7 protein-coding genes and 1 pseudogene are annotated in these 14006 nt (G+C 28.0%); all 8 read right to left on the reverse strand.

Annotated elements, in window-relative coordinates; translation table 11 throughout:
• Positions 1–10 precede the first annotated feature (10 nt).
• A pseudogene (locus tag ACTNBA_RS15080) lies at positions 11–523 on the reverse strand (nicotinamide-nucleotide amidohydrolase family protein); the annotation flags it as partial.
• Positions 524–585: 62 nt separating this feature from the next.
• Entirely contained in the window at positions 586–3513 is a 2928-nt protein-coding gene (locus tag ACTNBA_RS15085; protein WP_441075079.1) for an insulinase family protein, read from the reverse strand.
• Between the two features lie 269 nt (positions 3514–3782).
• Complete coding sequence (locus ACTNBA_RS15090) at positions 3783–9176, reverse strand: diguanylate cyclase (protein ID WP_441075081.1); 5394 nt, start codon at positions 9174–9176, stop codon at positions 3783–3785.
• Positions 9177–9387: 211 nt separating this feature from the next.
• Complete coding sequence (map, locus tag ACTNBA_RS15095; RefSeq protein WP_441075082.1) at positions 9388–10254, reverse strand: type I methionyl aminopeptidase; 867 nt, start codon at positions 10252–10254, stop codon at positions 9388–9390.
• A 177-nt stretch (positions 10255–10431) separates the two neighbouring features.
• Positions 10432–11079: an amidase domain-containing protein gene (locus ACTNBA_RS15100; protein ID WP_441075083.1), complete on the reverse strand. Its 648-nt coding sequence runs from the start codon at positions 11077–11079 to the stop codon at positions 10432–10434.
• Between the two features lie 87 nt (positions 11080–11166).
• Positions 11167–12042, reverse strand: a complete 876-nt coding sequence (locus ACTNBA_RS15105; RefSeq protein WP_441075084.1) for a DegV family protein — start codon at positions 12040–12042, stop codon at positions 11167–11169.
• A gap of 240 nt (positions 12043–12282) precedes the next feature.
• Positions 12283–13089: an acetyl-CoA carboxylase carboxyltransferase subunit alpha gene (locus ACTNBA_RS15110; RefSeq protein WP_035134571.1), complete on the reverse strand. Its 807-nt coding sequence runs from the start codon at positions 13087–13089 to the stop codon at positions 12283–12285.
• A 30-nt stretch (positions 13090–13119) separates the two neighbouring features.
• Positions 13120–13986: an acetyl-CoA carboxylase, carboxyltransferase subunit beta gene (gene accD / locus ACTNBA_RS15115; protein ID WP_441075086.1), complete on the reverse strand. Its 867-nt coding sequence runs from the start codon at positions 13984–13986 to the stop codon at positions 13120–13122.
• Between the last annotated feature and the right edge of the window lie 20 nt (positions 13987–14006).

Here is a 14006-nt window from a genome sequence, read left to right on the forward strand (position 1 = left end):
CTTTACTTTTTTATATTAATTTATCATTTAATAATTCATTTCTTAACATATCTAAAATATTTATAGTAGATTTTTCTCTTATTTCTTGCCTATCTCCAGAAAGGTTTAATTCTTTTGTCGTAACCTTGCCTTTATAATATAATCCTATATATACTCTTCCTACTGGTTTCTCAGCAGTTCCTCCACCTGGACCTGCTACTCCTGTAGTTGATATTCCTATATCAGCTCCTGAAGTCTTCGCTATTCCTTCAGCCATTTGAGCTGCTACCTGATGGCTAACAGCTCCAAATTTCTCAAGAGTTTCTCTTTTTACGTTAATTCTATTGATTTTAGCTTCATTACTATATGTTACTACTCCTTCAAGTAAACTTTTTGATATACCAGGATAGTTAATTAATCTTGCTGCAACCATTCCTCCTGTACATGATTCTGCAGTAGAAATAGTTAAACCCTTATTAACTAACATTTCTCCTATTGCATCTTCTAGAGCGATCTCTCCTTCTCCATATATACTATCATTTATCATAGTTAATCTTAATCAGAATTCATAAGTAAATTATAACTTCTGATTAAATTTCTCCCCCCTTAGTTAAACACATTTTCTAAGTTTTTAAATACATCTTTATTTTCTTTAATCTTACCATCATTACCAAGAACCACTATATAATTCATCTTCATAACATCTGCTACTAATTTTGAGAAGTTATTAATATCCTTAACTGTAGTAGATAACACTTCTTTTCTTTCCTGCTGTCTATCCGCCTTAGATATTCTTCTTATATAATAGCTAACTGCTGCATCTCCTGCCATGGATGGAGTTAATTGCATGTCTAGTTCACTTATAGTTCCTATAATGTATTTTAGCATTTCTCTATCTGTAGTTGTAAAATTATCCAAGTATTTAGCTGCATTATCATAAGTCTTTAAGGTCTCTTTTATATTAGGGTCTCTATAACTAGCAAACATAAAATTACCACTTCTCACTATATTAGCAAAAGCTCCATAAGCTCCACCCTGTACTCTAACTTTATTCCATAGATAATCCATGCCAATTATAGTTTTTAGCACTAATAACTTTCCTGTGTATGCATATCCTAATTTTTTATAGTTATATCCCTTTGCCACATATTGAACATTAGATGGGGTAAGCATTCCTTCATTTTTGTTTTCTTCATGGAAGCTATACTTATTAATTTGTACTTCTTCATCAGATAATACTTCTAATATCTCTGAAATGTTCTTCTTTACAGCAGTAACTTCTTCATCTTTACCAGTTACTGCTACTATTAAGCTATTTTTATTAAATACCTTATTCATTATAGCTTGAAATTTGAAAATAACAGTATCTATTCTATCATCAAAGTTATTTTCTATCTCCTTTAAGAATTTATAGTACTCATATCCTGAAGTTTTTTCTATATATTCATAAGCAGGAGAGAAATAAGCTCCTAATCTTGTAGTTGCAACTTGATGTCCTCTATCCATAAGCTTCATTTCTATTCTTGATATTAAAACTCTTATAAGTTCTCTTATTCTCTTTTTATCTTCAAAAGATGTATTCTTAATTATATCTGCCAATATTTCTAAAGCTCTTGGCACTCTATCTACTACTACACTACAATGTCCTTCAAGGTAAGTACTATATCTAAGGACATCTTTACTATCACCATATACTTCATTTTTAAAATATATTCCACCTGTATTAATTAGTATTTCATTAGATAAATCCACATAACTATAGGTTTTAGTATTAATTTTTCCTAATAGTGTGGTTAATAGACTTAGATAAGAAATATCCTCTTGTGCTATGGTTCTACTATCAAACATAAAATCTAAGTAAGCTATTTTACTTGTAAATGCATCATGATGAAGTAGCTTCACTCCAGAAGCATCCTCTTCTATAACATCTAATTCTTCAACTTTCTCGTCTATATCATCTATGGATAATACTGGTATTGTTTCTAATATTTCCTCCGGATCAGGAGTATTTTGTCTATTTATTAAAGACTTTGTTTCATTAATTATGTCTTGTATTTCCTCAACAGATAGATTTTCTTTATATTCCATTAATCCAGTTCTTAATTTTTTATCCTTTTCATCTGCTAACCCCCTTTTAGGCGCTAACACTATTAATGAGCTATGATTATTGTTTAATATATATTTTTCAATTAATTGTTCAAAATAATTTGAAGTTAGTGCTTTCTTTATTTTTTCCATATTTTTTTCATATTTTAAGTGAATTAACGGATCTCCATCATGTAGCCAGCTATCCATAGCTGTCATATAATAGAATAAACCTTTAGGCATGCCCTGAAAATCTGCTTCTCTTAACTTAAATTCTGTAATGTTTATGCATGCTTCTATTAGTTTTTTATCAATTCCATTTTTAACCAAAGATTTTAATGTATCAAACACTACATTCTTAAATTCTTCTTTTTTATTTGCATCACTATTTTTAAGTACTATACTAAATACCGGTTGTAAAATCCCATTATCAAAACTTCCATATACATCCTTCCCTAGGTTAGCATCAAGGATTGCTTGTTTTAATGGAGCTCCTTGAGTTTCTAATAAAAGATATTCTAAAACACTTAGACTAATATATAATTCATCATTAGTACATTCTCCAGTAACAAAGTTTAATGCCATGAAAGTTTTTTCATCTTCATTATCTTCATTAGAAATAGAGTATTCTGTTACAACCTCTTTCATTTCTTTAAAAGGCTTTTCTGGTAATATTTCAGCATCAATATCCTTTTTTTCAAAATTGTTTAAGTAATTGTCATTAATAAATGCTAATCTTTCATCTAAGTTTCCATCTCCATATAAGAATATATAGCTGTTAGACGGATGGTAGTATTTACTATGAAATCCTAAAAACTCCTCTTCAGTTAAATCTGGTATAAATTCTGGATCTCCACCTGATTCATATCCATAGGTATTATGTTCAAATAAAGATTTTTGAATTCCTCTCATTAACACTCCATCTGGTGATGAAAAGGCTCCTTTCATTTCATTATAAACTACACCCTTATAAGTTAGCTCATCTTCAGCATTTTCTAATTCATAATGCCAACCTTCTTGCATTAAAATTTCCTTTGTATTATATATATTAGGATAAAACACTGCATCTAAATATACATCCATTAAATTAAAAAAGTCCTTTTCATTTTTACTTGCTAGTGGATATATAGTTTTATCACTAAAGGTCATAGCATTTAGAAATGTGTTTAATGATCCTTTTATAAGTTCTACAAAGGGCTCTTTTGTAGGAAATTTGCGTGAACCACATAATACACTATGCTCTAATATATGGGCAACTCCAGTATCATCGCTTGGCGGTGTTTTAAACCCTATTGCAAATACTTTGTTAGAATCATCATTTTCCAGATGTAATAATTTTGCCCCCGTTTTTTCATGTATAAAAACTCTAGCTATAGAATTTATTTCTTCAACCTTTTCTTCTCTATGCAACTTAAATCCATGATATATTTTTCCTAAATTATAATTCATCTTTCTCCTCCTGCTATTTTATTATTTTATCTTTTAATAGTACTACTATTATTTATCTCCCAAACTTTAATATTCATTATTATATTTTAATATAAATTTTAAATAACTTATAAGTACCTTTCCCTATGGAAAAGCGCTATAACTCCTACTTAAAGTATATCTTATATATACTATATATAAAAATATATACTTTTAAGTTTTTATTAATTATCTATTTATGATAAAAGGTATGAAACTAGCTCTCTAATTTCATACCTATAAATTTAATATTATTGATATTCTTTTAGGATTGGAACAATTATTTTACCTAAAGTATTAATAAAATTTAATTCATCATAAGTAAACTCCTTATGATTAATTGATGCTGTTAAGTATATTACTCCAATTATATTTATTTTGTCTTTTAATAAAACTATAATATTAGATTTTAAATCAGGAATGTTTTTAATTTCATCATATTCATCTATGCAATCCCAATCTACTCCACAAATATTTTCTCCTGAATTTATTGTAGCCTTAATCTTATTGTATTTACGTATTTCATCAAATTCATCCCATGTTTCATCTATAGTTTTAGAGTATCTATTGACTAATTCCCCTTGTTTTATGGTAAACAATGTACATGAATCTGCTTCAACAATTTCTGTAATTCTATTAATTGTAATGGCAATTTTTTCATCTACATTTCCCTCTGAATTAATCAAATCTATGAATTCAATTAAAGTTGAGACATTCTTATAGTCTTGATTTTCACTACCTACAAATATACCACTTAATTTATTTGTAGTGCTTATTTTAGAACCATAAGATTCTTCCCATACTCTAGTAGCATTACGACCACTATTTTTAGCTGCATATAAAGCTTGGTCTGTTTTTTCAATAAGCTCTTCATAGGTAGTCGTATGATTAGGATAATTAGCTACGCCTAAACTTACCGTTACTACTCTTTTATCTCCCATAACTTTTGCCTGATAAATTTTCACTCTAATTCTTTCAGCTATCCTCTTAGCTTCCTCTATACCTGTATTAGGTAATACTATAATAAATTCTTCTCCACCATATCTTCCTACTGCATCATCTTGCCTAATATTTTTTATAATTACTTCACATATCTTACTTAATACTTGATCGCCCATTCTATGTCCAAAGGTATCATTAATGGTTTTAAATTTATCTATATCTACCATTATAGTTGAAAATTCAGAGTTAAAATTGAAAGATCTGTCTATCTGTTCATGAATAAATGATTCTAAATACCTTCTTGTTAATGTCTTAGTCAACTTGTCTATAGTAGAATTTCTTTTTATATTAAGTTTATCAATTATCATATACAAGATTTTACCTATAGTTACACACTGGTGCATTGTCTCCTCATTTATGTTATTTAATTTCCTTTTACTTTCCACATATACATATCCTAACACATCATGATTATAATCATATTTACTCATACCTCTACTGTTTTTAGAAATTTGAGTTATTGGTATACACATAGCTGCTTTTATATCATTTTCGATATCATAACTTAGTATATTCCCATTGGCATCACAAATAACTTTTCTACTTAACCTAATAGGTATTCCCTTATTTCTAGCTATGTTAACTATAGACATATCATTTGGGAGTTCTACATCATTTCCATCACTTGACACTACAGAAAATCTATTATTATTCTCTATTATTATATTAGTTTTCGTTGCTAAACTAATATAACTTATATATTTGCATATGATGTCCATACTTTCTTGACTATTTCCGCATAAGTTATTTAGTAAGTCCTCAATACTATCAATATCTGTAAGATAATCCTTAGATGAATCCTTTAAGGATTTTATAAATTCTTCATTTACAAAATCACTCTCTAATATAATTTGAAATAAATCTTCAATATTTTCTGTTGTATTAATATTTATTTGGTCTAACTTTATTCCTTTTCTTTGATTATAGTAACTTTTTATTTGTAATAATATTCGAAAGCAATCCACCATGTTTCCTTGATTCTGTAAAAAAGATTTTCTATAGTTCTTAGGAATTTGCAATAATATATCCTGTATTATATCACAGGCCTCTGAAATATATAACGCTGCTTTAGCCCTATCTCCATTCTCATAATAGGTATATCCTATTTTATAATATATTTTCCAGGATAAATTAGAATTTTTAATATCCTTATATTGAGCTAATGCCTCTTCTAAGGCATCTATAGGCATACATTTATCTATAACAGCTTCAATATATATTAAAGTCAATTTATTAAGATCAGACTTTATTTCATGTTCAAACTTTTTAATGTAATAAAATATTTCTGTAGCTACACCATTTAAGTCTTGATTTAAAAGTTGTAAAACTCCATCGGATAACATTGACACCCTTAAATCAACATATAATATCTTTTCACTAGCCTCAATTACATCTTCTATACTTTTCATTTTTCTATCTAAAAGTATCTTGTTTATAATACAAAGTAGCTCCATTTTATATTTCATTAAAGAATTCGTATTATCAAAAGCCTTTTTACCTTCTAATAAATAATCCATAGCTTTTTGTCTATTACCAATTAAGGAATTCATATAATATTCTAATATATAGTATGGAACTAATTCTTGCTCAAAAATTGAATTTCTTTCTATATATTTGTTGCATATATCTATATATCTAAAACATTCAGAATACTTTCCTTGTTTATATAATGTAGATGCCATATATACATAATTATAAAAATTCATATATATTAATTCATTTTGAGTAGCTATATTGGAAGCCTTATTTAAATACCTATATGCTTCATCATAATTTACTAAAACATAACTAAAAAATCCCATATTAGATAAAGCTATTACTTCATAAAATTTATTTTGTTCAATCTTACTTATTTCATAAAGCCTCTCAAACCAATTCAGTGCTTCATCACCATATTGATAATAATCACCATATATAACTCCAATGCTATTATATATTCTAGGTAGTGCCTTAGTATAGTTCTTTTCATAACATTCAGTAACTGTTCCTTTTAATATCTTTAAAGCTTCTTCTTCCTTACATTGGGCAATCAGTGCATTACAATAGCTATTATAGAAACCAACTTTATAATCCATATGCTCTTCTTTACAAAGGCTTATTCCTTCCTTACATACATCTTTAATCTTCTCATACTTTCCAGTATTATATGAATTTCTTACTATTATTCTTAAGTATTCTATAGTACCTTTTAAATAATCTACATTTTCTAGTGCTTTTGATATTTTCTTAGTATAGTGCTCAATCTCTTCTTCCATACACAAATCTATGTATATCCAGATCATTTCTACCATAATATCTATATTAGTAATTATCTTATCTTGAAACTTACATAGTTCTTGAGCTTTAATATAATATTCTAATGCTACACTTTTTTCAGATATACTATTGTATAACTTACCTAAATTCATATTAGTTTCTATTTCATCATTAATAAATTCATCTCTATTTTGAAACTTATCAATGATTTGAAGAATCTTAAAACTATATCTTATAGCTTCATTCACACTGTTTATATTCTCTAATCTCTGCTCGTTTTTCTTATAGTAGTATATAAGTTTTCTACTAAGCCCTAAAATCTCAAGATGATAGATAAGTTCTTCTATATAGATATTTAATTCATCATAGCAATATCGTTCAAGTACTACTACAATTTTCCTATGAATATCTTCTTTTGTAGATTGCTCTAAATCCTTATATAGATAACTTCTTAAAAATTTATTATAAAAGGTATACACAAATCCATTATCGCCTATGGAACTATATAATATACCCTTAGCTACCAACTGATCAACTACATTATCTACATCACTTTCATTTGTTGTAAGTACATCTTTTAATACTCTTACTGGCATTGGTGTATAAAAGAATGAAATTATATATAAAATTTCATAGGATAGTTTGTCTACATCTTTTAATTGGGTTTCACAGACCTTTTCCATATTCACTGGCATATACATATCATGGTTATCAGGCTTATACCATCTACCATTTTCTTCGTTTAAATATATGATTTCTCTATTACATAAATCCTTTAAGGACTCTTCAATGAATAATGGATTTCCCATTGAATATTTATAAAATGTACTTATAAATTCATCGGATATCTTCTCAACATTTAGTATATTTCTTAGCATCTTTGCAGAATTGCTCTCCGTTAATGATCTAAGGTGAACATTTAATGCAACTTTGTCTGCAATGTATTCAATAAACTGTGTAAAATTATTGTTATTAAGGCAATCGCCATCCCTATATCCAATAATAATAAGAACATTAGTCCTAAAATAGGTCTTGTTCAACATATATTGAATTAAATTTAGTGTTAATGTATCATACATATTCATATCATCTATGATAATTACCCCTGGGTTATCATAGTAATACTCTTGTAAAAATGATGATATCTTAGCTATAAGTATAAGTCTTTCTTTATTTTCTAGTTTAAAATATCCCAAATTTTCATTATTATTATCTCCATAAATGTCTGGAGCTAGCAGCATTATTTCTTTCTTATATTTGCTAATTAAATTTTTATCTGCAATACTCACTATTTTTCTTAATAACTGTGCAATAGTAACCTTTGTAGATTCTTCTTTATTACTTTTCATATAAAAACATCTAAGTCTTTTATTTTCTTTAACATTCATAATGTATTTTATGTGTTTTAATAACCGAGTCTTACCTATTCCAATTTCACCATGAATTAATATAATATTTTTAGTTTCATGATATTTAACTATATGATTTATGGACTCCATAATCATTTTTAGCTCTTCATCTCTACCTATTAATGGGATATTAAAATTTAATTCTCTTTTTTCACTATTAACTTCATATTTAAAGTTCATGTTATATATGGAATTAACTTGTTTAATAATATCAAAAATACTATTTATTGAGTTATCTCTACTACTACATAGTTTATCTATTAAATTATATAGTTTTACTCCAAACAACTCTTTATATTCTTGTCCTTCATTACTTCCTATGTGTTTTGTAATTATTTTACAAGTTTTAGAATCTCTATATCTTCCTTTATTTTTTAATGAAATATTAATTAATATTTCACATAATCTATTTATATAGTATCTTTCTTCTTTAAATTTATTAGAAGTAACCTCTTCTATGTCTTCTGAATAACTAGCTATGCATGTTTCTCTTGATTGTAAAAGTGCGGTTAATTTATCTTTTAATTTAACTTTAAAATCTAAACTTACATATATATTGTCATCACTAAATGGAACTACTTTCATATAATTGTAACTTTGATTATGCGCTACTACACATATTTCTAAAAATACTTTAATTAATATTTCTTCAGAAATGCCTTCTACAGCATCTAGCAATAACTTATAATCACTATATACTTCTGTAGTGTAATAATAATTATCCATCTTATCTTTGTTATCTACACTGTTTACTACACCAAAATCTAAAATTCTTATAACATCATTTTTTATAGTGGGTATTTTTTCATATTCAGATATACAATAATTAATTATTTTATTTTCTATATTAGAATTATTTACAACATAAATGTTTACCATAGACATGTTATTATTTATGTCTATGGCTTCATATACAGAATAAATTCTATTTTGGTTTAATAATTCCACTATTTTATATCTTTCATTAATTATCTTCATATTTAGTACCTACCTAATTAAAATAATATTAAGTTTAATGTAGATTATTGTTAAATAACTCCCAACTATCTATCTTTATTACATATTATACCATACAGCACCATAATAATGTACTTATACATTTTCTTAATGACAAAATAATTTCTTGTATTTTTAGACAAATATCTTCAATTTAATATTAAATTTTAATCCTATTGTATACAAATATAAATTAAGTTAATATTTCATAACCATCTTCAGTAACCAGTATGGTGTGTTCCCACTGAGCAGATAACTTGTTATCTTCTGTAACGGCAGTCCAGTTATCATCTAACACAACAGTTTCCGGTACCCCTTCATTTATCATTGGTTCTACTGTAAATGTCATTCCTGGTAAGAGAATCATCCCTTCGCCTTTTTGTCCTATATGAGGTACAAAAGGTTCTTCATGAAATTCATTACCTACACCATGACCACCATAATCATAAACTACAGAATATCCTTTGCTAGTTGCAAGCTGATTTATAGCAAATCCTATGTCTCCTAAAGTATTAAAAGGTTTTATTTGCTCTATTCCTACCTTTAAGCACTCTTTAGCAGTTTGTACCAAATCTCTTGCTTTATCACTGACCTTTCCCATGAGAAATGTTCTATTTGAATCACCATAATAACCATCTAGAATACAAGTTACATCAACATTAACTATATCACCATCTTTTATTATAGTTTCTTCGTCTGGTATACCATGACAAACCACACTATTTATAGATACACAGGTGCTCTTAGGAAAACCATGATATCCTAAAGGTGCTGGATATGCTCCATGGGATACTGTATATTCATGGACCCATCTATTTACTTCTTCTGTAGATATTCCTACTGTTATTTTTTCTTCTACCATATCTAGTATCTCTTTAGTTAGAGCACAACTTTTTCTTATTCCATCTATATCCTTTTGAGATTTTATAATTTCTCTTGGTATTTTATATCCATACTGTTCACTTAACTTTTCTAAATACTTATCTTGCTCCATATGACACTTTTTATATTTTAATCCACTTCCACACCAACAACTATCATTTCTATTTAATTTATCCATATTAACCTCCATCATAATTAACCTCTTACATTCATATATAAATCTATTACAAAATTATTCTATTTTATATACTATATGTTTTACTTCTATTATACCACTTATTCCTTCTTACCATATTTTAATAGTAAATAATAATAAAAAAGTTTTGTAGAAATACATCTACAAAACTTTAAACAATTAAAAATGATAAATATAAATATATCTTCCCTTTTTGTTCTTTAATAATTTTAAGTATTCGTATAAAGATACATGCTTTCTATTCAATGAATGCTGAGCTATGAATAAGTCATTTCTATTTAATACTACATTAAACTCTTTAGCATGTACTACTTGAGAATGATATATTTTTTTGTTACTGTCTGCATATTGTATAACATCACCTATCATAATATAAGTATATAGTTCATCAAACCTAGCTATTGCTTCTTCTACTGTTAACTCCTTAAATTCATCTGCCATATTATTTCCTTGGCCATCTTTGTTTCCCCAATATTTTCTAAAGTATTCCGCACTTCTCCATGTCAGGGAAACTTTCTTTAAAGCCATTGGATCTTTAGTATAACAAAACCAATCTGTAAACTTTCTATAATCTGCCCCCTTCATTTTCATTCCGCCTGCTACTAAAACTTGACTTATAAAATTAGTACAGTCATTATCCTTAAATACAGGGTATTCTTTTACATTGGGAGTCTCTGCATAAGCTTCAGCATAAGCCTTTGCTCTCGCTCTATTATATACATAGTTTTTTCTATTGATTATCTCATCTTTAAGTTGGGATTTCCTTTTGATCCTTTTGATTATTTTAAGTAATCTTATACTCTTCATAATCAACCTCCCATCTTAAATATTAAAGTTAATTAGGTCATAATTTAACATCTATAATACCTATATACTCACAATCTACTGATTTGTTTACTCTTCTCTGCCATTACCAACAAAAAATAGTGCTAATAATCCTGCTCCAGTATGACTACCTATAGTAGGTCCTAAATTATTAATTATACACTCCTTAACTCTTCCGCTTTTTCTACAGAACTCTTCTAACAACTTTGCATCTTCTAAACAATCTCCATGAGAAATAGTTATTAGTTGTTCTTCTCCTATGCTTCTTTCCTCAAATTTTTTTACAAGCTCTAGCATAGCCTTTTTTCTACCTCTAACCTTACTAAGAGGTATTAGTTTCCCCTCATTATTCATATGAAGTACCGGTTTTACACTAAGTAAAGTTCCCACCGTTGCAGCAGAACTTGATACTCTTCCACCTCTTTTTAAATGCTTTAAATCATCTACTGTAAAGTAATGATTTATTTTTAGTTTTATTCCTTCCGCAAACTCAACTATTTCTTCTTTTGATTTATTTTCTTTCATCATATCATAAACCTTATATACTAGTAATCCTATTCCCATACTAGCAGATAATGTATCTATTATAGTTATATCACAATCTGGATATTCTTCTTTCACATTTAAAGACGCATTTATTGCATTATTTACAGTTCCTGATAACCCTGAAGATAGTCCTATATAAATAATTGCTTTTCCTTCTTTTACTATATTTTTAAAAGCTTCTTCAAATTTATATACATTAATCTGGGATGTAGTATACATATCTCCAGCTCTTAAACCATCATAAAACTCTTTAATATCCAAAGTCTGACCAAAATAATCCTCTATATCTCGGCCTTTGAAATTACACCCAATAGGTAGACCTACTATGTTGGGTTGATTTATAAATTCAATAGGTAAATCGCTACCAGAATCAACTACTAAAACTACTTTATTATTCATATATCATATTCCTCTCATTTATAAATTTATATAGCTTTTACTACATTCATTTTATATACTTAATTTTAATTATGGTCTCTTCTATATTATAATAGCTAGTTCAATTATTCATTTAATTATATATTAACAAAATAAAATAAGACCAATTATTATTAGTATTATAATCATTTTACTATAAGTTAAAACAATTTACATCAATACTATATTATAATTAGTCATATATTACCATATTTTATTAGTTTATTCTATATATTTACCTAATTTTCTAAACTTATAATATCTCTTAGTCAATAAAGAATCTACAGGTTCTTTACTTAATCTTTCTAATACTTCTTTTAAATTTGCTTTTATACTTAAAATCATTTTATTTGAGTCTTCCTGTGCTCCTCCTTTAGGCTCTTTGATAACCCTATCAATAACTCCTAAACCTAATAAATCTGAAGATGTTATTTTCATTATTTCAGCTGCCTCTTTAGCTTTAGTAACATCTTTATATAAAATAGATGCAAATCCTTCTGGAGATAAAATTGAGTATATAGAATTTTCAAGCATCCATACCTCATCAGCAACAGCAAGAGCCAATGCTCCTCCACTTCCACCTTCTCCTATAATCATAGAAACTATAGGAACCTTTAAATTACTCATAGTCATAAGGTTTTTAGCAATTGCCTCCCCTATACCGCGCTCTTCTGATTCTATTCCACAAAAGGCACCTGGAGTGTCTACAAAAATAATTACAGGTCTTTTAAATTTTTCTGCTTGGAGCATAAGTCTTAATGCTTTTCTATATCCCTCTGGCTTTGGCATTCCAAAATTTCTTTCTATATTTTCTTTAGTACTATTGCCCTTTTGTATTCCAATAACTGTAACACTTTTATTTTCAAATTTAGCTATACCACCTACTATGGCACTATCATCGCCATAGCCTCTATCGCCTTTTAACTCTATAAAATCCTCAAATATACTATTAATATAGTTAAGTGCTGTAGGTCTCTTAATACTACGTGCTATACTTACCTTTTCCCACGAGCTAAACTTGTTATCCATCTACTTCCAACACCTCTATTCCTTGTATCTTCAATTCACATGTATTTTTATAATAGTACTAAGAGTACTCTTCATATCCTTCCTGTGTACAACTTTATCTACATAGCCCTTTTCCAAAAGAAATTCCGCTGTCTGAAAATTATCTGGTAGCTTTTGCTTTATTGTTTGCTCAATAACTCTTCGTCCTGCAAATCCAATAAGTGCATTAGGTTCAGCAAGTATTATATCTCCTATCATTGCAAAACTTGCTGTTACACCTCCAGTGGTTGGATCTGTTAGTACAGATATATATAGTAACCCCCTATCATTATGATAGGATAATGCTGCTGACGTTTTGGCCATTTGCATAAGAGAAAATATTCCTTCTTGCATTCTTGCTCCTCCAGAGCAAGTAAATATTACTATTGGAAGTTCCTCCTTTGTTGCTAATTCTATGGCTCGTGTAATCTTCTCTCCAACTACACTTCCCATACTTCCCATGAGAAAATTACTGTCCATAGCACATATAACTACAGTATTACCATCTATCTTCCCTATACCTGCTATAACAGCCTCCTTCATATTAGTAACTCTTTGTATCTTACTTACCTTCTCCGTATATTCTGGAAAGTCTAAAGGATTGTCTGAAATCATATCTGCAAATAATTCTTTAAATGTTCCTTCATCGATTGTTTGCTTAATTCTTTCTCTTGCTGTAAGTCTAAAATGTCCTCCACAAGAATAACACACTTTTAAATTATTTATTAAATCTCCTCTATATATGGTATTACCGCATTTAGGACATCTAATCCACATTCCATCAGGTACTTGTGGTCTCCTTTTTATCTCACCCTCTTTATTGCTCGGTTTTACTTCTATATAAACATTTTTTTTAAATAATGACCTTAAATCTTTCATATAATTACCTCATTTAGATT

Origin of the sequence: Clostridium sulfidigenes (genome assembly GCF_052067195.1) — a bacterium.
Taxonomy (GTDB): Bacteria; Bacillota; Clostridia; order Clostridiales; family Clostridiaceae; genus Clostridium_J; species Clostridium_J sulfidigenes.